Here is a 21,296-nt window from a genome sequence, read left to right as displayed (position 1 = left end):
GCGTGAGGACATCCCGCTCGCCCCCGGGGCGGTCCCGATCCACGTCGACGACCTGGCCGCCGAAGTGAGTGCTCTGTAGCCGGCATCCGGCGAAGTCGGAGTAGTACAGCCGTAGCCAGTCCCTCCGCTGGGCGTCGGTGAGACCGGAGAACCACGCGGCGGCGTACTGGTGCTCGGGGAGCGGGCCGCTGGGCAGCGGCTTGCCGCGCAGCCACGCGACGACGATGTCGCGGTAACCCCCGGCCGGGGTGCCGTCGCATTCCTGGGCCAGGCTCTCGACGAACTCCTCGGCGGCCTCGTCGGCGAAACCGGCGGCCAGGTCGTCGACGTGGATCGGGACCGCCCCGGGGGCGAGCGGGATGTCCTCACGCCGGGGGTGCTGCTCAAGGCGGGAGAACTCGCCGGGCGTCCCCGCCAGCCGGGATGCGATCTTGACGAACGCGGACCCGAGCTCGGGCAGCCCGGTCCGCATCCCCGGGTGCACGCAGACCATGATCGGCCATTCCTGGCAGCTGTAGACCACCCGCTGGGCGGAGATCGTCCGAGGCTCGGTGAGCAGCCGGGCCACCCCGGTCCCGGCGGCCAGCACCGCGAGCAGCGCGGCGGCCAGCACGAGCGCCTGCCGGGTCACGACCGCGGCCCAGCCGAGCAGCAGCGCGGCGCTGATGCCCAGCAGCCATAGCGTCTGGTCGGTCAGGGCGGCGGTGCTGAGCCCGCGGAAGGGGTCGTACGGCTCCCGCGTGGCGGGGATGAGCCGGTCGGCCCAGGTCGCCCCCTGCGCCATCCAGGCGAACAGCCCGTAACAGCCGAGCCCGGCGAGCATCGGTGTGATCGTCCACGGCAGCAGCCAGCCGGTCACCCAGCCGATCGCGACGTACAGCGCCAGCCCGGCCACGCCCATCACGAGGCCGCTGGGCAGCAGCCGTCCCGCCTGCTCGGTGAGCATGGTCCTGACCGCCAGGACCAGCAGCGTCGCGGTGAATGCGCCTCCGACCACCACCAGGATGGCCAGCGGCGCGCGGACCGCCTGCCAGGTGGTCAGCGACTGCCTGCCGGTCCCGCGCCGCCTGCTCACCGCCACCCAGGCGGCGAACGCCGCGGCCACCGGTCCGGTGAGCCGGAGCGAGCCGATCACCGCGACGATGATGTTCTCCCACGCGCTGACACCGGGAATGAGGACGCTCCACGCCGCGACCACGCCGAGCACGAGCAGGACGGCGACAGCCACCAACGCGCTCTGCTGGAGTTCTTCGCGTGAAACGCCTCTGTGCTCACGCACCGGCACGCGTGGAGTGGATCCACGCCGTGTCGGCTGAGCAGAAGTCCGTGTGGCGTCTGAACGCCATTGAGTTGTCGTTCATCAAACCCCCCGTGCCGTGAATGCGGTAGCCGGTCCCCTCGGCCGCCGATCCGGTCTGCATCCCCCGCAGGCCGGAGCGAGGCTGCGCGGCCATTTGGCCACGCCCTCACCATTCGATGTGGGAACCATAACTGAGCGTGACGTTTGGCGCCCAGGTTCTTGGTGAAGCCATCAATCCGGTAACTCTACGTATATGGGCGAACCGGGATGAGGCCGCGCTACCGTAGCCCTGTGGCTACAGGTCAGCTGAATCTGCCGTTCGACCCCATCGAGCGCGCCGCGGAGACGTGGCGCGTTCAGTTCGGGCCCTCCTCGGCCATGGCCGCCGTCACGTCGATCATGAGAGCGCACCAGATCCTGCTCTCGCAACTGGACACGCTACTCAAGCCGCATGACTTGACCTTTGCCCGGTACGAGGCGTTGGTTTTGCTGACTTTCAGCAAGACGGGGGCGTTGCCGCTGTCCACGATCGGCGAGCGTCTGATGGTGCATCCCACGAGCGTGACCAACACCGTGGACCGGCTGGAGCGGGCCGGGCTGGTCCGCCGCATGCGCAACCCCCGGGACGGCCGCGGGGTGCTGGCGGAGATCACCGACGGGGGCCGGGAGGTCGTGAGCCGGGCGACCGCCGATCTGATGGGCGCCGATTTCGGCATGACCATGTACGGCGAGGCGGAGCTGGAGCAGATGTTCGGCCTGCTCAGGACCTTGCGGGTAGCCGCGGGGGATTTCGAGGACTGACGGGGGATTTCGAGGACCGAGGGGGCCGGGAGGCTTTCGGAGGCCCACGGAGGGGGCCGGGCAGCGGGTCCCTCCGCCCCTGGTCGCGCGTCTCATGGCCTGGCGGGGACATCCCCGTGGCGCTTCTGGCCAAAAATTACTAGGACGTCCTACTATTTTGTCCGGGGCCACGAGTCGTGCAGGAGCCGCGAGCCGTACAAGGGGGTTGGCCATGGACGCCGAGGAGATCGAGGCGGGGCGGTCGCGCTGGCAGGCGCGGTTCGACGGCGCCGCCAAGCGCGGATCCGATTTCAGAACGCTCTCCGGGCTCGACGTGGAGCCGGTCTACGGGCCCGGCGGCGACGACCCGCGCATGGCGCGCATCGGCTGGCCGGGGGAGTATCCCTTCACCCGGGGCCTGCACCCCACCGGCTACCGGGGCAGGACGTGGACCATCCGGCAGTTCGCCGGTTTCGGCAACGCCCGGCAGACCAACGAGCGATACAAGATGATCCTCGGCGCGGGCGGCGGCGGCCTGAGCGTGGCCTTCGACATGCCGACGCTGATGGGCCGCGACTCCGACGATCCGCGCTCGCTCGGCGAGGTCGGCCACTGCGGCGTGGCGATCGACTCCGCGCTGGACATGGACCTGCTCTTCGACGGCATCCCGCTCGGCGACATCACCACCTCGATGACCATCAGCGGCCCGGCCGTCCCGGTCTTCTGCATGTACGTCGTCGCCGCCGAGCGGCAGGGAGTGCCGGCCGGCAGGCTGAACGGGACGCTCCAGACCGACATCTTCAAGGAGTACATCGCGCAGAAGGAGTGGCTGTTCGCCCCCGAGCCGCACCTGCGGCTGATCGGCGACCTGATGGAGTTCTGCGCCGCCGGCGTCCCGGCCTACAAGCCGCTCAGCGTGTCCGGCTACCACATCCGCGAAGCCGGCTCCACGGCCGCGCAGGAGCTGGCCTTCACCCTGGCCGACGGGTTCGGCTACGTGGAGCTCGGCCTGTCGCGCGGGCTGGACGTCGACGTCTTCGCCCCCGGCCTGTCGTTCTTCTTCGACGCGCACATCGACTTCTTCGAGGAGATCGCCAAGTTCAGGGCCGCCCGGCGGATCTGGGCACGGTGGCTGCGCGACGTCTACGGGGCCAGGACCGACAGGGCCCAGTGGCTGCGCTTCCACACCCAGACGGCGGGGGTGTCGCTGACCGCGCAGCAGCCGCACAACAACGTGGTGCGCACCGCCGTGGAGGCGCTYGCGGCCGTGCTCGGCGGCACCAACTCGCTGCACACCAACGCACTGGACGAGGTCCTGGCGCTGCCCTCGGAGAAGGCCGCCGAGATCGCCCTGCGCACCCAGCAGGTGATCATGGAGGAGACCGAGGTCGTCAACGTCGCCGACCCGCTCGGCGGGTCCTGGTACGTGGAGGCGCTGACGGACCGGCTCGAAGCCGAGGCCGAGGCGATTTTCGCGAAGATCCGGGACATGGGGCGGGACGGCTCGATGACCTCGGGGATCCTGCGCGGCATCGAGGACGGCTGGTTCACGTCCGAGATCGCCGAGGCCGCCTTCGACTACCAGCGCAAGCTGGAGAAGGGGGAGAAGCGGATCGTCGGGGTCAACTGCCACACGGCCTCCGTCGACGAGCCGCTGGAGATCCTCCGAGTCGGCCACGAGGTCGAACGCGAGCAGAACCGGGTCCTGGCCGCTCGCCGGGCCGGGCGCGACCAGGGGGCCGTGGACGGCGCACTGGCCGCGATGGTGCAGGTCGCGAGGGGTGAGGGCAACCTGGTTCCGCCCATGCTCGATGCCGTCCGCGCCGAGGCCACGCTCGGCGAGATCTGCGACGCGCTCCGCGGAGAGTGGGGCGTCCACAGCGAGCCGGCCCGTTTCTAGTGGTGGCGAGTCAGTGCAGTAATCGGGATACGGCAGGATTGGAGGTATGAGCCCAGCGGACTTCACTCGACCCGGATCGCTCTACGGTGCCGTGGACCTCGGCGCGCGCAAGCAGGCGCTGGACGCGCAGGCGCGGCGGGAGACCGCGGCGCAGGAGAGCGGCGGCACCCCGGTGCAGGTCGTCTACGTCGATGACGCCAACTTCGCGACGGAAGTCGTCGAACGCTCCATGAACAGCCTCGTGCTGCTGGAGCTCACGGTGACCCGTGCGGAGCAGGCGAAGGAATACAGCCTGCTGCTGGAGAAGCTCACCGCCGAGAACACCGGCAGGTGGGTCCTGGCCCGCGTGGACGTCGAGGCCAGCCCGCAGATCGCCCAGGCGCTCCGGGTGCAGAACGTGCCCGCCCTGTACGCCATCTTCCAGGGCCAGCCGGTGGCGGTCGCCCCCGGCATCGCCACCGAGCAGCAGCTACGCGAGTGGCTGTCGCAGCTCATGGAGGCCCTGGCCCAGTATCTGCCGCCGGACGCCGCGGGCGCACCGGCGGAGGGGCAGCCGGAGGAGCCCCCGGCCGATCCGGACGTGCTCGCCGCCGAGCAGGCCATCGACGCCGGCGACCTCGACGGCGCCGTGGCCGCCTACGAGCGGCTGCTGGCCCGTTCCCCGAACAGCGAGGACGCCAAGCTCGGCCTGGCCGGTCTCGGCCTGATCCGGCGGACCCAGGACGTCGACCCGGCCGCGGTGGAGAGCCGCCTGGCCGACCCCGCCGACATCGACGCCCAGCTCCTGGCGGCCGACTTCGAGATGCTCGCCGGCGAGGTGGACCAGGCCTTCGACCGGCTCATCGGGGTGGTGCGCCGGACCTCGGGCGACGAGCGCGACAAGGCGAGGGTGCACCTGATCGGCCTCTTCGACACCCTGCCCGGCGACGACCCGTCGATCGTGCGCGCTCGCCGGAACCTGGCCAACGCCCTGTTCTGAAATACGGTTCCCTGCTCTGAACGACCCGCTTCGAGGGCATGAACAACGCATGCGGGTCGTCACCATCTCCGCGACGTACGGCACCGCCGGCAGTGTGATCGGCCCGGCGGTGGCCGGACGCCTGGGGGTTCCCTTCATGGACCGGGCGATCCCCGGCGCGGTGGCCGACGAGCTCGGCTGCACGCTGGAGGAGGCGCTCGCCCATGACGACCGGGCCGAGCACGGGCTCGGCCGGCTGCTGGCGGAGGCCATGCGGCTCCCGACGGTCACCTTCGGCGGTGTGGACGTGTACCTGCCGGGGAACATGCCCCTGCCCGCCGAGGACTTCGTCGCCCACACCGAGAGGGTGATCAGGCAGACCGCGCGCGGCCAGGGCGGGGTGATCCTCGGCAGGGCCGGGGCGCTGGTCCTGGCCGACCACCCCGGCGCGCTGCACGTGCGGCTGGACGCGCCCTCGAAGCGCCGGGTGCTCCAGACGGCTACCCTGACCGGGGTGACCGAGCGCCAGGCCCGCAGGCTCGTGGAGGACAACGACCGGGCGCGGGCCGCCTACGTCCGCCACTTCTACCGCGTGGATCCGGCCTCCCCGCTCCTGTACCACCTGGTGCTGGACAGCACGAGCATCCCGATCGACACGTGCGTGGAGCTGATTGTGACCGCATCGACAGCGCTGAGCTGAGCCGGCTCGGCCCGGACACCCGTCCGGTGGTGGCACCATGGGAGGCATCCCAACCAAGTCAGTCGCAAAGGAGCGGATTGACTGTGGCCACCGTGCCGAGTGTGTCGTACTCCATCACCGTGCGCCTGGAGGTGCCGGCGGGTGGTAAAGCTGTCAGCCAGCTCACCCACGCCGTAGAGTCCGCAGGAGGTGTGGTCACCGCACTCGACGTGACCACCGCCGGACACGAGACCCTGCGCATCGACGTAACCTGTGCCGCCCGTGACACCGACCATGCCCAGGCGATCGTCGACAAGCTCGACGCCGTCGAGGGCGTCGTCATCCACAAGGTCTCCGACCGCACCTTCCTCATGCATCTCGGTGGCAAGATCGAGATGAAGTCGAAGGTGCCGTTGCGCAACCGTGACGAGCTGTCCATGGCCTACACCCCGGGCGTCGCCCGGGTCTCCATGGCCATCGCCCGCAACCCCGAGGACGCCCGCCGCCTGACCATCAAGCGCAACAGCGTCGCGGTGGTCACCGACGGCTCGGCCGTACTGGGCCTGGGCAACATCGGCCCGGCCGCCGCGCTGCCCGTCATGGAGGGCAAGGCCGCGCTGTTCAAGCGGTTCGCCGACATCGACGCCTGGCCGATCTGCCTGGACACCCAGGACGTCGACGAGATCGTCCGCACCGTCCAGGTCATCGCCCCCGGCTTCGGCGGCATCAACCTGGAGGACATCTCGGCGCCGCGCTGCTTCGAGGTGGAGCGGCGGCTGCGCGAGCTGCTGGACATCCCGGTCTTCCACGACGACCAGCACGGCACCGCGATCTGCGTGCTCGCCGCGCTCACCAACGCGCTGCGCGTGGTCGGCAAGGACCTGAGCGAGGTCCGCATCGCCCTCGCCGGCGCCGGCGCCGCCGGTACGGCCGTGCTGCGGCTGCTGCTCGCGGCCGGCGCGCACAACGTCATCGTCTGCGACTACCTGGGCGCGGTGCACGGCGGACGTGAGGATCTGGACGACTCGCTCCGGTGGATCGCCGACCACACCAACGCCGACGGTTACTCCGGTGACCTGCGCGGCGCGGTCAAGGGCGCCGACGTGTTCATCGGCGTCTCCGCCCCCGGCATCCTCAACGGCGACGACATCGCCACGATGGCCGAGGGCGCGGTGGTCTTCGCGCTGGCCAACCCGGAGCCGGAGGTCTCACCGGACGACGCCCGCGAGCACGCCGCCGTGGTCGCCACCGGCCGCTCGGACTACCCGAACCAGATCAACAACGTGCTGGCCTTCCCCGGCGTCTTCCGTGGCCTGCTGGACGCCCAGGCCAACGTGGTCACCCCGGAGATGCTGCTGGCGGCGGCCAGGGCGCTGTCCGCCGTGGTCACCGACGAGGAGCTCGGCCCGAACTACATCATCCCCAGCGTGTTCCACGCCGACGTGGCGGGCGCCGTCGCGGCCGCCGTACGCGAGTCGGCCGGCGGCCGGGCGCGCAGCGGCATGACCGAGGCCTGACGGCCCGAGACGCGAGACACGGGACGGCCCGGACGCGACGCGTCCGGGCCGTCCTGCTGTCTTACTGTCCTGCCGGCCTATCCGGTAGGGGAGGGGGCCGCTAGAAGGTGAGGCTCCAGGCGTTGAGGGTGCCGGTGTCCCCCTGGTAGTAGTCACCGACCACAAGGGACCAGGTGCCGTCGCCGAAGCGGGAGGGGTTGTTCACCGTGAACCGCACCGGCCCGGTGTACGGCGTGCAGGCGGTGGAGGACTCGTACTTCAGCACCTGTGAGGTCCCGTTCGGCCGGACGAGGGTCAGGCGCAGGTCCTGCGAGCAGGTGTGGTCGATGTCGGCCGAGACCGTGAACGTGGCGTTCGGGGACCCGATGAGGGTGACCGGGATGTCGCTGGAGTCCTGGTAGCCGTCGTTGATCTCGAAGGGCGTGTCGTTGGTGAAGGTGCGGCCGCCGCCGGTCCCGCCGACCGTCAGCGTGTAGATCGCCGAGCGGTTGGCGGAGGTCCCGGTGCCGTTGAGGGCGATGGTGTAGGTGCCCGCCGGGGTGGCGGCGGAGGTCGTGATCCGCACCGCGGACGTCTGGCCGGCCGTGACGGTCGAGGGGGTGAATGTCACCGTGGTCCCGGTGGGGGCGCCGGAGGCCGACAGCGACACGCTCTGCGCGTTGCCGCCGGTGACCGTGGTGCTCAACGTCGCGTCGGCCGACTGGCCCGCCTGGACGGTGCCGGACGCCGGGTTCACCGCCATCGAGTAGTCGTCGCCGGCCGGGCCGGGGCGCACCGCCAGCTTCCACAGCGCGTTGGCGACGGCGTCGCTGTTGCGGTCCAGCGCGGTGCTGTTGATGTTGGAGGTGGTGTCGCAGGAGGAGTGGTAGCAGCGGTCGAAGGCCTGGCCCGCGGTGCCGCCCCACTTGGCGGCCTGCGCCGAGGTCTTGGCCGTCTCGGCGCCGGTGAACAGGCCGCCCACTCTGACGCCCGCGTTCTTGAACGGAGCGTGGTCGCTGCGGCCGTCACCCGCGGTCTCGATCTCGGTCGGGACGTTGAGCGTGGCGAAGTAGTCCTTGAACACCTTCTCCAGGGCGGTGTCGTCGTCGTAGACGAAGTAGCCCGGGTTGGGCGAGGCGATCATGTCGAAGTTGAGGTAGGCCTCGATGCCGGAGACACCGGAGTTCGACACGTAGTGCTGCGAGCCGCGCAGGCCCAGCTCCTCGGCGCCCCACCAGGCGAAGCGGACGTGCTTGTCCAGCGTGGGGTTGCGGTTCGCCAGTGTCAGCGCGACCTCCAGCAGTGCCGCCGAGCCCGAGCCGTTGTCGTTGATGCCGGGGCCGGAGCTGACGCTGTCCAGGTGGCTGCCGAGCATGATCGTCGGACCGCTGGGCCCGGCCGGCCAGTTGGCGATCAGGTTGGAGTGGGTCTGGCCGTTGTAGGTGAAGTTCTGCACCGTCGTGGTGTAGCCGGCCGCGTCCAGCTTGCCCTTGACGTAGTTCAGCGAGGCGGTGTAGCCGGAGGTGGCCGAGGCCCGGTTGCCGCCGTTGCCGGAGGCGATGGACTGCAGTTGGTTCAGGTGCGCGGTGACGTTGGCCACCGGGATGTCCGGTGCCCCGGTCGGCGGGTTGCCGGTGCCGACGGTCAGCGAGTAGGTCACCGACTTGGCGCCGGAGGGGGCGCTGGCGTTCAGGGTGATCGGGAAGGTCCCCTGTGGCGTGCTCGCCGAGGTGGCGAGCGTCACCGTCGAGCTCTGGCCCGCCGTGACGGAGGCGGGGGTGAAGTTCACCGTGGCGCCCGAGGGGACGCCGGCCGCCGACAGGGTCACGGTCTGCGCGCTGCCGGAGACGACGGAGGTGTTCAGCGTCGCCGTGGCCGCCCCGCCGGGCTGGACCGACCCCGACGACGGGCTCACCGTGATCGCGTAGTCGTCGCCCGTCGCGGTGCAGGTCGGCTCGCCGCTCTGCGCCGGGACGCTGACGGCGGTCCAGGCGGCCTTGGTCGCGTTGAACTCCACGCAGCTGCCGGGGAACAGCGCCTTGGCGGCCTCCAGGGTCCGCAGGCGCGCCTTGGCGTGCGTCCATGGGACGGTCTTGGCGTTCAGGCCGCCCATGAAGATCTGGCCGGCCTTCTGGATGCCGATGCCGGTCAGGCTGGACGGGCCGGAGCAGACCGGGCTGGAGGGCTTGCCGCCGCCCGGGTTGGTGCCCTCGGCCAGCAGGTAGAACCAGTGGTTCTGCGGTCCGGCCGCCGCGTGCACCTCGGTGTTGGGGATCGAGGAGCTGTAGCAGTTGGGGTCGCCCACCGCGCCCGGGTTGTACATGTTGCGGATCGGGCCCTGGCCGACCAGGTCGACCTCCTCGCCGACCAGATAGTCCGGCTCGTCCAGGTTGGCCGGGTGGTTGACGAAGTGCTCGGTCAGCGCGCCGAAGATGTCACCGGTCGACTCGTTCAGGCCGCCGGCCTCGTTGCCGCTGCCCGCCCCGCCCGTCCCGGAGAACTGGAAGATCGCGTGGCCGTACTCGTGGGCGACCACGTCCATCGGGGTGGCCTGTTTGCTGTTGGCCTGGTTGTGCCCGAAGTTGGTGTAGGAGCCGTTCCAGTAGGCGTTGACGTCCGCCAGGCCGACACGGGCGGGGAAGGCGCCGCCGGAGCCGTTGAAGCCGCTGCGGCCCAGCCAGTCGCGCAGCATGTCCCATTCCTTCTGGGCTGCGTACAGCGCGTCGACGCAGGCGGTCTCCAGGTTGGTGCCGGAGCCGTTGCCCCAGGCGTCGTCGGTGCCGGTGTAGGCCGAGCCGTTCTGGCCGCCGCAGCGCAGACCCGGCCGGGTGGTGTCGGTCATCGAGTAGGAGCCGGAGGTCTGGATGGTCACCGGGTTGCCGTTGTAGAAGCTGTTGCCGGTGCCCGCCTTGACCTCCTCCACCTTGTCGATGACGGCGCCGGTCGTGGCGTCGACGTAGACGTGCAGGACGCTCGGGGTCCGCGCGTCGCGGCCGGTGAGCGAGACCTCCCAGGCCAGCGCGGGCCTGTCGGTGGCCGCGTGCACCACGAGCACGGGGGCGGCGGCGGTCTCGACGGTGGTGAGCTGGCGGCGGGCGGTGGCCGAGGCGGCTTCCGCGCCGACGGTGGCCTTGGTGTCGAGGTTCAGCTTGACCCGCTGGCCGGAGCTGAGGCTCTCCACCCTGTCGCCGGACCTGTCGGTCATGACGATCACGTCACCGCCGTAGACCGGCAGTCCCCGGTAGTCGCGCCTGTAGTGGAGATACTGGACGCCGCGCGTTCCCACGACGACCTTGTCGCGGGTGAAGCTGTCTCCGGACGCCTTGCGCAGGGACGCGGACTCCGTCGCCAGGGCGCGTTCGGCGGTGGTGATCGCACGCTTGCGGCTCTGCGCGTCCGGTGGGGTGAAGGCGGGTTCGCGTTCCGCGGAGACTTTCACCGGCACCGGGTCCGAGGGGGCGGCTCGTCCCGTGGCGGCGGCGTTCGCCGTGTTCGCCAGCGTGGAGGTGGCCAGGGCCGCGACCGCCAGTACGGCGACGGCGCCTAACTTGACTTTGGTGCTCACTCTGGGTGACTCCTCTCACCAGTCCCCTGGGGGGAAGGGACCTAAGGAGCCGAGGCCGGCCAGGGCTGACCAAAATGTGGCATCACCGATACCTGTTACAGAACCCTCCAGCTCTCCATAGGTTCTCCCTATAGAGAGATCACGCCGGGGACGGGAGCGGCTGCCCGTTCCGTTTGATCCAGGCCGCGTACCCGGGCACCTGCAGGGCCTCGCTCCAGTAGGCCCGCATCACGCTGCTCACCAGTGAGACCGCCGTCTCGGCCAGCGGGCCGTACTGGGTCCACCCGACGACGTGGCGGAAGACCAGGGGGGTGTCGACCAGCGGGCGCACGGCGATCCCGGCCCGTCCCGGGAAGGTCGCCTGGAACATCGCCACGCATCTGCCCGCCCTGATCAGGTCGTAGGCGAGGTTCGCGTTGAGGGAGAAGGACAGGCGCGGCGCGAAACCGCGTTCCCTGCAGGCCGCCCAGAAGTGCTCGCGGTAGCCGAACTCCACCTGCGTGGGCATCGCCCACTCCTCCCCGGCGAGGTCGGCCAGCTCGATCTCCTCGCACCGGGCCAGGGGGTGGGACGCCGCGACGCCCACGAAGATCGGCTCGGTGGCGGGGACCTCGTACACCACGCCTGGCGGGGGGACCAGCTCGTAGCCCGGATAGTCGCCCAGGACGGCCAGCTCCAGCCGTCCGGCCGCCAGGAGCGCGGGCAGGACGTCCATGCCCTCCTCGGTCCGGATGGCGATGTCGGCGCCGGGCGCCAGATCGTACAGGCAGTTGCTGACGTGGCCCGCGATGGAGGTGTTGCCGCATCCCACCCGGATCACCGGCCTGACGGCTCCCCGCTCGACACGATGGCGGGCGTCGCGCTGCAGCGCGCCGAAGGCGTGCAGCAGCGACCCGGAGCGGTCGAGGAGCCACAGGCCCAGCGGTGTCGGGCGGCTGCCCTCGTGGACCCGTTCGAACAGGCGGCCTCCGAACATGCGCTCGATCCGCTGCAACTGCCCGGCCAGGGACGGCTGCGACAGCCCGAGGGAGGAGGCCGCCTTGGAGATGCTGCCGTATTCGGCGATGGCATGGATGACCCGAAGATGACGTACTTCCAAGTCCATGAGGGGATGATAGGAAAAATCAAAATGCAGATAAATGTACAATTCGATAAACGGTCAATTGGGCATTTCCCGTTCCGGCGGCGTACCGGATCCTGGGAGGAATAGGCGGTCGCCCGGGTTGGGGAACGTTCCATTTCCGGTGACCGCCGCCGATCGCCGGCGATAGTCCATGCGTTCCGGCGGGGCGGCGCTCCCGTGGAACCGCCGGCGGGCGGCGCCCGTCCCGTGCCGCCGCCCCCGGCGAGCGCGGCGAGCGCGTCTAGATCTTGAGGCCGGGATAGCGGCGGCGGCCGTACGGCGAGCGGCGGGTGTCGATCGGGCCCCGCAGGGTCCGGCGCGGCCAGACGGTGCCGTACCACCACAGCAGGGCGCCGGTCAGCACCAGGCCGCCGGCTGTGGCGGCCGTGCCCATCAGGCCGGTGGGCGCTCCGTCGGGCGGGAGGACCGCCGCGAGGGGCATCGCGGGCGTCAGAGCGGACAGGTGGCCGGTCCTCCCCATCGGACCTCCCGATCAACGACTGTTATTACCTAGAGTTCCCGTATGTACGCTTTAGGTAACATGTCGTGAGATCTTGAAGATCTGAGAGTGGGGTGGAGCAGCGCGATGCGGGTTCCACCCCTCATGATGGAGGTATGGCGGAGGCGATCTACGTCGGCGGTCTGCTGGTGGCGACACCGCAACTCGACGATCCCAACTTCCGGCGCAGCGTGGTCCTGGTCCTGGAGCACGATCTCGACGGCGGCACTCTGGGCGTGGTGCTCAACCGGCCCAGCGACATCTCGGTGACGCAGGTGCTGCCCACCTGGGATGCCATGGTGACCGGTCCGCCGGTGCTGTTCCAGGGCGGGCCCGTGCAGACCGACAGCGCCCTGGCCCTGGCCGCGGTCCCGAGCGGGCAGGAGCCCCTCGGCTGGCGGCGGCTGCACGCGGGCACCGCGGCGGTGTCCCGGCTCGGCACCGTCGACCTCGACGCCCCGCCGGAGATCCTCGCCGGGGAGATCGCCCAGATGCGGATCTTCGCGGGGTACGCCGGGTGGACCGCCGGGCAGCTGGAGACCGAGATCGGCGAGGGCGCGTGGTACGTCGTGGACGCCGAGCCCGGCGACACCTTCTACCACGACCCCGGATCGCTGTGGCGCGCGGTGCTCCGCCGCCAGCGGGGCGAGCTCGCCTACGTGGCGACCTGTCCCGACGACCCCTCGATGAACTGAGCCGCTAGCGTGCGCGGTCCCAGCCGGGGCACAGCGAGCGCTCGGCCAGGGTCAGGGTCGCCTCCAGGCGTTCGGCCAGGGCGGTGAGGTCGTGGACGCCGGCCGGTCCGCAGTGCTCGAAGCCGATCCGGGTCACGGTGGTGAAGAGCGCGACGACGAAATGGGACAGGAGGTCGTCGGGCTCGGCGCCCTCGCGCCGGGCGATCTCGGCGACCAGCCGGCGCTCGCTGTCCACCATCCGCCGCACGCTCCCGGCGAAGAGCGCCGGGGTGTCGTCGATCACCTCATGCGCTTTGAGGAACCTGGTCCGATCGGCGAGATCGCCTTCCTCTAGCATGGTGACCATCGCGCGCAGGGCATGGCCGAGCGCGGTGAACGGCGGCTCCTGCGCCGGCCGGGCGGCGAGCTCGGCGAGCAGGGTCTCAAGGCCGTCGAGGGGCAGGCTGAGGGCGACGTCCTCCTTGGTCGCGAAGTAGCGGAAGAACGTGCGGGGGGAGACCTCCACGGCGGCCGCGATCTGGTCGACGGTCGTGGCCTCGTACCCTTGCGCCGCGAACAGGTCGAGGGCGGCGTCGATCAGCGCGAGCCGCGTCTTCTGCTTCTTGCGTTCGCGCAGACCGATCCGGTCCATGGATGTCACCCCTTCGAAACATGCCGTTCACAGTCTGCCATAAGTCATGGGCTGCCTTATAAAAGGATTTGTCACATGTCAGCGACTGCCATAAATTACCCTGAGTTGGCGCCTCGTGAGGGGCGGAGTGAACGTACGAGGGGACCCCTTCCATGGCAGACACCAAGACGGTGGCATCAGCACCGCCACCAGGCGCGGGCGCGGCGAAACAGGCGCATCCGTGGCTCACGCTCGTCGCGGTGTCGCTGGGCGTGATCATGGTGATGCTCGACGGCACCGTCGTCGGCATCGCCAACCCGGTGATCGCCCAGGATCTCAAGGCCTCCCTCTCCGACCTGCAGTGGGTGACCAGCGGCTACCTGCTTGCGCTGGCGGTGTTCCTGATCACCGCGGGCAAGCTCGGTGACCTGTTCGGGCACCGGCTGATCTTCCTGATCGGCGTGGCCGGCTTCGCGATCACCTCGCTCGCGATCGGCCTCAGCTCCTCGATCGGCATGCTGATCGGCCTGCGCGTGCTTCAGGGCCTGTTCGGCGCGCTGCTCCAGCCCGCCGCCCTCGCGCTGCTGCGGGCGGCCTTCCCCGGCGAGCGGCTGAAGATGGCGATGGGCGCCTGGGGTGCGATCATCGGCCTGTCCAGCGCCGCCGGCCCGATCGTCGGCGGCCTGCTCGTGGAGCACGTGAGCTGGCAGTCGGTCTTCTTCATCAACGTCCCCGTCGGCATCGTGGCCCTGGCCATGGGCGTGTGGGTGCTCACCGAGAGCAAGGCGCGGACCCTGTCGAAGATCGACTGGCTGGGCGTCGTGCTGCTGTCGGGTGTGATGTTCTCCCTCGTCTGGGCCATCATCAAGGCTCCGGAGTGGGGCTGGGGCGACGCCAAGACCATCGGCTTCCTGGCCGCGACCGTGGTGATGGGGGCCGTGTTCGTGTGGTGGCAGGCCCGGGCCTCCGAACCGCTCCTGCCGCTCAGCCTCTTCGGCAACGCCTCGGTCTCCATCGGCACCGGCCTCATGATGCTCGTCGCGTTCTCCATGTTCGGCGCGATGTTCTTCCTGACGTTCTTCTTCCAGGGCGTGCACGGGCTGACGCCGCTGGAGTCAGGCCTCCGGATGCTGCCGATGAGCGCGGGCATGATCGTCGCCTCGCCGCTGGCCGCCGTACTCCTCAGCAAGTTCGGCACCAAGTTCACGATCGCGGGCGGCATGCTGGTCACCGCCACCGCCATGTTCCTGATGTCCCGGCTCAGCCTCGACGCGTCGTTCGTCGACAGTGCGATCCCGTTCGTCCTGCTCGCCTTCGGACTCTCGCCGGTCTTCGTCGGCGCCACCGAGATCATCGTCGGCAACGCGCCCGAGGACCTCAGCGGCGTCGCGGGCGGCGTCCAGCAGTCGGCCATGCAGGTCGGCGGCGCGCTCGGCACGGCCATTCTCGGCGCGATCGTGTCGGCGCGGGTGGCGGACGTCTACTCCGGCCACTGGGCGGAGGCCAAGCTGCCGCCGCTCCCGCCGGAGCAGGTCGCGGGGCTGAAGGAGGCGGCGACCTTCGGCGGGGCGCCCACCGCCGAGCAGATGCCCGGCGTGCCCGAGCAGATCGTCCAGGGCATCGCCAACGTGTCGCACCTGTCGTTCCTGGACGGCATGCACCTGGGCTTCGTGGTCAGCACGGGGGTTGCGATCCTCGCGGCCGTGCTCGCCCTGTTCGTCAAGGCGGGCCGCAAGTCCGAGGACGGCCCGATCCACATGGGCTGACCCGGCCCGTCGCCGTACGGCTCCCGCCATCGCCCGGCGGGAGCCGTACGGCGTCTCAGGAGGGGGTGACCGTGAGCGTCTGGACGCCCGAGGCGGCGGTCGTCGCGGTGAGGATCCGCCTGTCCGGGTCCCAGGAGGAGGAGAGGGCCCCGGTGACCCTGCCGCCGCGGGGGAACTCGTCGGCGGGCAGGTAGATCTCGGTCGGGCCGCTGCCGTTGGCGTCGAAACGCACCGTCAGCGTGTGGGCCGCGCGGTCGTAGGCGATCCGCAGGGGGACGCCGCCGATCGCCCTCGGGTACGGCCTGGCGTAGACGGGGACGAGCGGGCCGGGTCTGCCCTCGCCGTCATAGGGGCCCCACGGCCCGGGATCGCGCGACCAGTAGGCCCGGCCCATGCCGAGCTCGTCGGTCATCTCCAGCATCCGTTCCACCAGCTCGGTGGCGCCCGGCCGGGTGGTGTCGAGGCCGAACTCGCCCAGGATGACCGGCCCGCCCTGACGCTCGGCCAGGCGGAGCATGTTCGAGCGCCACCAGCCGAGCGTGGTGTCGGTCCAATCGCGGGACGCGCCCACGTAGTCCTCGCCGAGGTCCTGCGGGAGCGGGTAGACGTGCGGGGCCAGGCCGATCCGGGGCTCGCCCGCACGCGGGTCGTCGAAGCGGGGCAGGCCGCTGGGCAGGCCCCAGTTGACCCCGACCGCCTGCGGCTCCACGAAGATCCAGTTGTCGTGGTCGACACTCCTGATCTGGGCGATCGTACGGCGGTAGAGCTCGGCCAGCGGGCCGTTCTCGAACGCCGCGCCCTGCACCGAGCCGCCCCACGGCTCGTTCATCAGGTCGTAGCCGATGACCGCCGGGTCGTCCTTGAAGTGGTCCGCCACCGCCCGCCAGGCCCTGGCGTAGTGGTCCATCAGCTCGGGGTGCTCGCCGGTGGTGTTCCAGAAGTGGTCGAAGGCCCGCATGACGCCGGGGTCCAGGTAGTAGAGCTCCCAGGTGTCGTGCTCCCCGGCGACCGGCAGGCCGTCCAGGTGGGTGGCCCATCCCGGGGCGCCGTTGCCCGCGCGCCCGTCGGGGGTGATCTGGTTGCCCCACAGGTCCTGGTGCATGTCGAGCATGACGTGGTAGCCCCGCTTGGCGTACCAGCCGACCCGCTCAGCCACCTTTTCCAGATATTTCGTGTCATAGACGCCGGGAGACGGCTCGACGGCCCGCCACTGCATCAGGAATCTGACGAAGTTCGTGCCCATCGCCCGGTACTCGGTCTCGACGTCCGCCTCGGTCAGCTCGGGCAGCGCGTCCGGAGTGCCCTTGGCGCTGCCCGCGGTGTTGAAACCGTGCAGCGTCAGCACCCGCCCCCGGTCGTCGGTGACGTACCGCGAGACCCGCTCGGGAGCGTCGCCCCGGGCGGCCGAGGCCAGGCCGCCCGCCGCGACGACGGCCAGGACCAGCCCGGCGGCGGCCAGGCGCGGGCGCCTCAACGGGACGCCTTCCGTACGGCGTCCGCACGCGGGTGTCTCAACGGGATGCCTCCATCTCCCCGCCGCCTTCCGGGGCCCTCCTCCGCGCGCCGGCCGGGCGGGCGGGGGCGCGGCGCGGCCCGGCGCGCGAGGTGCGGCGGGCTCCGGATCCGGGTCTTTCGTGGAAATCGGTTGGGCGCTAGCCTGCCGAACATGAGCATCGTTCGCAATAGCCTGCCGACGGTCGTTACCTTGCTGATCGTCTCGGCCTTCGGGATGTTCGGCACCGGCATCGCCACCGCCGCCGGCTATCTCGCCGTGCCCTCCGCGGTGGGCCTGCCGTACGGCCTGCCCGGCCTGCGGCTCGTCCCGCTCGGCGAGACCGGCTGGGCCTTCACGCTCACCGAGAACCTCGCCGCCCTGGTCCTGGCCGGCGTGGTCGCCTGGGTGACCGTCCACCGCAGGGGCGGGGCCGTACGGGCCTTCTTCGCGGGCTGGGGCGCCTTCGCGCTGGGCGCCGGCGCGGCGGGCCTGCTGCGCGCGGTGGCCGTCTCCCAGACCGTCGAGGCCGGTCCCGGGGCCTACGCCGGCCTTGTCCTGGGCGCCCTGGCCGCCGGGCTGATCTGGGGCGTCATCCTGGGCTGGGCGGCCGGGATCGCGACATTGGCGAGCGTCGGCGCGGAGACCGCGCCGGTCCGGGCATAAAATCGTCAGGGTGAGCACGAAGATTCTCCCTGAGAGCGACATCCGGCCGGACCTGTCGCACGGCGACGGCGACCACGAGCGGTTCGCCCACTACGTCGAGAAGAACAAGATCATGGAGAGCGCGTTCAGCGGCACCCCGGTGCGCGCGCTCTGCGGCAAGGTCTGGGTGCCGAACCGGGACCCCCAGAAGTTCCCGGTCTGCCCCGAGTGCAAGGAGATCTACGAAGGGCTGCCCAAGGGCGAAGACAACAACAACAACGAATGAGTGTTGTTCATGGGTGATCGCCGCCGATGAGGTTACGGTCGGGATGCCGCGGAGCCGCGGCAATCGACCAGCAGATGTGACCTGTCGGGGGAGTGCATGGCTCGGCGTGCGATCGCCGCTGTATCGGCGTGCCTGTTCACAGTGGGCGCCGCTCCCGCCGTCCCCGCCTCGGCGTCCGCTGTGAGCGAGCCTCCCGCGGGGTGCGCCGCGGCCGCGCGGGTCACGGGCCCCGGCCGGGTGCCCGAGCCGCGGGCGCCGGGCCCGGAGCAGGCCGCCGAGATGCTCGCCGACCTGGCGCGGCGCCAGTCCGCCATGCGCCTCGGGCCCTGGACGCCGATCACGGTCTCCACCTGGGTGCACGTCATCTCCGCCGGCCCCCTGGGGGCGCAGGACACCGCGGTGCACCGCCAGATCGACACGCTCAACGCCGCCTACTCCGGCCGGCTCGGCGGAGCGGACACCGGGATCCAGTTCCGCCTCGACGGCCTCACCCGGACCGACAACGTGACCTGGTTCCGGGATCCGGTCACCTACGAGTCGTCGATCAAACGGGGGCGCAAGGGCGGCGCGGAGACCCTCAATCTCTACATCGCCCAGCTCAGCCGGCTCGTGCTCGGCTACTCCACCTACCCCTACTGGTACAGGACCGAGCCCGGCCGCGACGGCGTGGTCATCGACTGGCGCAGCCTCCCCGGCGGGTCCCTGCGCAACTTCGACCGGGGGTTCACCGGCGTCCACGAGATCGGCCACTGGCTCGGGCTGCTGCACACCTTCGAGAAGGGCTGCGAGGCGCCGGGCGACGGGGTCGCCGACACCGCGCCGCAGGGCAAGCCCACCGAGGGCTGCCCTGCCCGCATGGACACCTGCAAGGGCGGCGAACCCGATCCGATCCACAACTTCATGGACTACTCCCACGATCGCTGCATGTCGGAGTTCACCACCGGCCAGGCGGCCCGGATGCACGAGATGTGGGCCGCTTACCGCGCCCCGGCGCCGGACACTACCCTTGATGGGTGACAGCACCGAAGACGCTTGACGCTCCATACGAACCTCCCCGGATCTTCGGTTCCGACTACCGCACGGCCACGCTGGGCATCCTGCTCGTCGTCACCCTGATCGCCTTCGAGGGCATGTCCATCGGCGCGGTGATGCCCGCCGTCTCCGAGGACCTCGACGCGCTCGACCTGTACGGCATGAGCTTCTCGGCCTTCCTCATCTCGGGCCTGTTCGCCAACGTCGTCGCGGGCCTCTGGTCCGACCGGCGGGGTCACGCGCTGCCCTTCCTGCTCGGCGTGGGCCTGTTCGTGGTCGGCATGGCCATGGCCGGCGCTGCCGGTTCCAAGGAACTGTTCATCGTGGCGCGCGCCGTACAGGGGCTGGGCGGCGGCGCGGTCATCGTGGCGATCTACGTGATGATCGCCCGGGTCTACCTTCCCGAGGTGCGGCCCAGGGTGTTCGCCGCACTGTCCGCCGCCTGGGTGCTGCCCGCGCTGGTCGGCCCCGGCCTGGGCGGGATCATCGCGGAGACGGTCGGCTGGCGTTGGGTCTTCTACGGGATCGTGCCGCTGGTGATCCCGGCCCTGCTGATGCTGCTGCCGGCGCTGCGTACCGGGGAGGGCCCGTCGCCCGAGCCGGCGACCGGCCCCCGCTCCCGGCCGCTGGCGATGACCCTGGCGGCCGCGGCCACGGCGGGCGGTGCCGGGGTGCTGCTGTACGGAGTGGACCGGCTGCACGACACGCCGGTGCCCGGCGGGATCGCCACCGCCGCCGGACTGGTCGCGCTGGCCGTGGGCCTGCCCAGGCTGCTGCCTCCCCGGGCGCTCAGGTTCGGCCGCGGCCTGCCCACCACGGTCATGATGCGCGGGATCCTCGCCTCGGCGTTCTTCGGGGTCAACGCGTTCATCCCGCTGCTCCTCACCCAGGTGCGCGGCCTGTCGGTCATCGAGGCCGGGGTCGCGCTCACCATCGGGGCCCTGGGGTGGACGACCGGCTCCTACCTGCAGACCCGCCGCGCCTACGACCGGCCCCGGCTGGTACGGCTCGGCGCCGCGGCCGTCACCACCGGCATCCTGCTGACGCTCCTCGCGCTCGTGCCCGCCCTCACCGCCTGGGTCGCCGTGCCGGCCTGGGTCGTCGCCGGATTCGGCATGGGCATCGGCATCACCAGCGTCAACGTCACCGCGATGCGCCAGTCGCCCGACGCCGAGCAGGGCGCGAACTCCGCCGCCCTCCAGGTCGTCGACACCCTGGGCGGCGCGCTCACGATCGGCTTCGGCGGCGTCCTGATCAACCTGATCGGCCACGACGACATCGCCACCGGCTACACCACGATCGTGGTCCTGATGGCCGCGGTGGGACTGCTCGGGGTGATCGTCGCCGGACGCATGCGAGACGCCGCCTGACCCATCGGCCTCTCCCATAACAGCGAGCGCCTATAGCCGGACCGCGCCCCGGAAGGCATGGTAGGACGGTAGGACCGTGACCGCCGGGAGGAGGCGTCGTGGACGAGCGCCCTCACCAGGCGTGGCCGCCGGAGGACCCCGGGCGCGGGGCCGGAGGCCGGGTGCGGCCGGCGGCGGAGCCCGAGCGCCCCGGCGGGCGCGGAGCGTGGCCCCCGGAGGGGGCCGGGCACGGGGGGCGGCGGCCCGCCGAGGACCCGCCACAGGACGACCTGCCGCCCTCGGCCCGCTGGTACGGCACGCCCGCGGCCCCGCCCCGCCGCCGCCGGATCCCGGACCGCCTGCGGCGCCGCCTGCTCGGGGCGACCGCCCTGGCGGCCGGCGCGGCGGTCGTCGTCGCCGGGGGCGTCCTGCTGGCCCCCCGGATCCTGCCCGCCGCCACGCCGCCCGCCGGCGTGAGCGATCCCCTCGCGGGCGTGGCGTACCCGCTACCCGAGGGCTGGCTGACGGGCACGATGCCGCCGGTCACCGAGTTCACCTCGGTGGCGGGCAGCGAAGGGGCGGCGACCGTGATGTCCAGACCGGCCGAGCCGGTGGCCGACGTGCGCGAGGCCACGGTGGAGCTCACCGACCTGTACGCCCGGCTGCTGCTCCACGGCGACGAGGTGAAGGTCGTCGACGACCGGGCGGTCACCGTGGGCGGGCGGACCGGCCACAGCCGTTCCCTGCGGGCGGAGTACCGCGACGTCGTCAACCGGCCGGCCTATCTCCGTGTGGTGTTTCTCACGGGCGCCGGAAAGCGGCCGGTCGTCGTGGTGGGCATGGCCCAGCCGGACGACCCCCGGCGGCGGGCCGAGATCGACACGATGATCGCCGGAGTCCGTTAGGCGCGGCGGCGGCCTGCCCCGGAAGGCCTGCCGGGCGTCCGTGACGGCCTGTCCGGAAGGCCTGGTGAGCGCCCGCGGAGGGTTGGTCCGCGGACGCCGGGAGGCACCGGGGGCGCAGCCGTACGGGGGGTGGGGGCCTTTAGCACGCGGAGGCGACCTTGGCGAGGATCTCGGCGGATCGGCACGTCTTGTCGGCGACTCAGATTACGCTGGGGA

The 21,296-nt window shown here is 71.2% G+C and carries 18 protein-coding genes; 12 read left to right on the top strand and 6 right to left on the bottom strand.

The features are described 5' to 3' along the window. The coding region (locus CA984_RS15820; RefSeq protein WP_086572777.1) for a hypothetical protein at positions 1-1,228 on the bottom strand (1,228 nt) is incomplete at its 3' end. Between the two features lie 339 nt (positions 1,229-1,567). Here CA984_RS15820 and CA984_RS15810 point away from each other — a divergent pair. The 5 genes from CA984_RS15810 to CA984_RS15790 all read left to right on the top strand — a co-directional run bounded on the left by CA984_RS15810 (position 1,568) and on the right by CA984_RS15790 (position 7,134). After that, entirely contained in the window at positions 1,568-2,101 is a 534-nt protein-coding gene (locus CA984_RS15810; protein ID WP_086572774.1) for a MarR family winged helix-turn-helix transcriptional regulator, read from the top strand. Positions 2,102-2,312: 211 nt separating this feature from the next. Then, positions 2,313-3,980 carry a coenzyme B12-dependent isobutyryl-CoA mutase large subunit gene (gene icmA / locus CA984_RS15805; RefSeq protein WP_086572771.1) on the top strand — a complete coding sequence of 556 codons (1,668 nt, stop codon included), beginning with the start codon at positions 2,313-2,315 and terminating at the stop codon, positions 3,978-3,980. Between the two features lie 46 nt (positions 3,981-4,026). After that, the gene (locus CA984_RS15800; protein ID WP_086572768.1) at positions 4,027-4,959 is read left to right on the top strand and encodes a tetratricopeptide repeat protein; all 933 of its coding nucleotides are present in this window, start codon (positions 4,027-4,029) and stop codon (positions 4,957-4,959) included. A 49-nt stretch (positions 4,960-5,008) separates the two neighbouring features. Then, the gene (locus tag CA984_RS15795; RefSeq protein WP_086572764.1) at positions 5,009-5,638 is read left to right on the top strand and encodes a cytidylate kinase-like family protein; all 630 of its coding nucleotides are present in this window, start codon (positions 5,009-5,011) and stop codon (positions 5,636-5,638) included. 83 nt (positions 5,639-5,721) lie between these two features. After that, a complete protein-coding gene (locus tag CA984_RS15790) occupies positions 5,722-7,134 on the top strand; it encodes an NAD-dependent malic enzyme (protein ID WP_086572761.1) in 1,413 nt (470 codons plus the stop codon). A gap of 100 nt (positions 7,135-7,234) precedes the next feature. Here CA984_RS15790 and CA984_RS15785 read toward each other — a convergent pair whose 3' ends face one another. The 3 genes from CA984_RS15785 to CA984_RS15775 all read right to left on the bottom strand — a co-directional run bounded on the left by CA984_RS15785 (position 7,235) and on the right by CA984_RS15775 (position 12,282). Next, the gene (locus CA984_RS15785) at positions 7,235-10,678 is read right to left on the bottom strand and encodes a M28 family peptidase (protein ID WP_086572758.1); all 3,444 of its coding nucleotides are present in this window, start codon (positions 10,676-10,678) and stop codon (positions 7,235-7,237) included. A gap of 139 nt (positions 10,679-10,817) precedes the next feature. Continuing rightward, on the bottom strand, positions 10,818-11,783 hold the full coding sequence (locus CA984_RS15780) for a LysR family transcriptional regulator (RefSeq protein WP_086572755.1): 966 nt from the start codon (positions 11,781-11,783) through the stop codon (positions 10,818-10,820). A gap of 259 nt (positions 11,784-12,042) precedes the next feature. Next, positions 12,043-12,282, bottom strand: a complete 240-nt coding sequence (locus CA984_RS15775) for a hypothetical protein (RefSeq protein ID WP_086572752.1) — start codon at positions 12,280-12,282, stop codon at positions 12,043-12,045. Between the two features lie 134 nt (positions 12,283-12,416). Here CA984_RS15775 and CA984_RS15770 point away from each other — a divergent pair, with 134 nt between their 5' ends. After that, positions 12,417-12,995, top strand: a complete 579-nt coding sequence (locus CA984_RS15770; protein ID WP_086572750.1) for a YqgE/AlgH family protein — start codon at positions 12,417-12,419, stop codon at positions 12,993-12,995. A gap of 4 nt (positions 12,996-12,999) precedes the next feature. Here CA984_RS15770 and CA984_RS46175 read toward each other — a convergent pair whose 3' ends face one another. Continuing rightward, positions 13,000-13,626 (bottom strand): TetR family transcriptional regulator, encoded by a 627-nt coding sequence (locus tag CA984_RS46175; protein WP_086572748.1) that lies wholly within the window; start codon positions 13,624-13,626, stop codon positions 13,000-13,002. Between the two features lie 152 nt (positions 13,627-13,778). Between CA984_RS46175 and CA984_RS15760 the strand changes: the two genes are divergently transcribed. Further along, the gene (locus CA984_RS15760; protein WP_086572744.1) at positions 13,779-15,371 is read left to right on the top strand and encodes a DHA2 family efflux MFS transporter permease subunit; all 1,593 of its coding nucleotides are present in this window, start codon (positions 13,779-13,781) and stop codon (positions 15,369-15,371) included. A gap of 55 nt (positions 15,372-15,426) precedes the next feature. Here the strand turns inward: CA984_RS15760 and CA984_RS15755 are convergent, their stop codons facing one another. Next, the gene (locus CA984_RS15755) at positions 15,427-16,845 is read right to left on the bottom strand and encodes a cellulase family glycosylhydrolase (protein WP_086572740.1); all 1,419 of its coding nucleotides are present in this window, start codon (positions 16,843-16,845) and stop codon (positions 15,427-15,429) included. Between the two features lie 192 nt (positions 16,846-17,037). Between CA984_RS15755 and CA984_RS15750 the strand changes: the two genes are divergently transcribed. From CA984_RS15750 to CA984_RS15730, 5 genes are all read left to right on the top strand, one after another. Further along, the gene (locus tag CA984_RS15750; RefSeq protein WP_133061676.1) at positions 17,038-17,529 is read left to right on the top strand and encodes a hypothetical protein; all 492 of its coding nucleotides are present in this window, start codon (positions 17,038-17,040) and stop codon (positions 17,527-17,529) included. Between the two features lie 10 nt (positions 17,530-17,539). Beyond that, the gene (locus CA984_RS15745; protein ID WP_031159042.1) at positions 17,540-17,794 is read left to right on the top strand and encodes a DUF3039 domain-containing protein; all 255 of its coding nucleotides are present in this window, start codon (positions 17,540-17,542) and stop codon (positions 17,792-17,794) included. 96 nt (positions 17,795-17,890) lie between these two features. Then, positions 17,891-18,811 carry a zinc metalloprotease gene (locus CA984_RS15740; protein WP_086572732.1) on the top strand — a complete coding sequence of 307 codons (921 nt, stop codon included), beginning with the start codon at positions 17,891-17,893 and terminating at the stop codon, positions 18,809-18,811. After that, entirely contained in the window at positions 18,808-20,196 is a 1,389-nt protein-coding gene (locus CA984_RS15735; protein ID WP_086572729.1) for an MFS transporter, read from the top strand. Before CA984_RS15740 ends, CA984_RS15735 begins: the two co-directional genes overlap by 4 nt. Positions 20,197-20,294: 98 nt before the next feature. Then, positions 20,295-21,080, top strand: a complete 786-nt coding sequence (locus CA984_RS15730) for a hypothetical protein (protein ID WP_086572726.1) — start codon at positions 20,295-20,297, stop codon at positions 21,078-21,080. The last annotated feature ends 216 nt before the right edge of the window (positions 21,081-21,296 follow it).

The organism is Streptosporangium minutum, assembly GCF_002149035.1.
Taxonomy (GTDB): Bacteria; Actinomycetota; Actinomycetes; order Streptosporangiales; family Streptosporangiaceae; genus Streptosporangium; species Streptosporangium minutum.
Note: the sequence above shows the minus strand (reverse complement) of the source record. Positions and strands in the feature narration are given on the sequence as shown.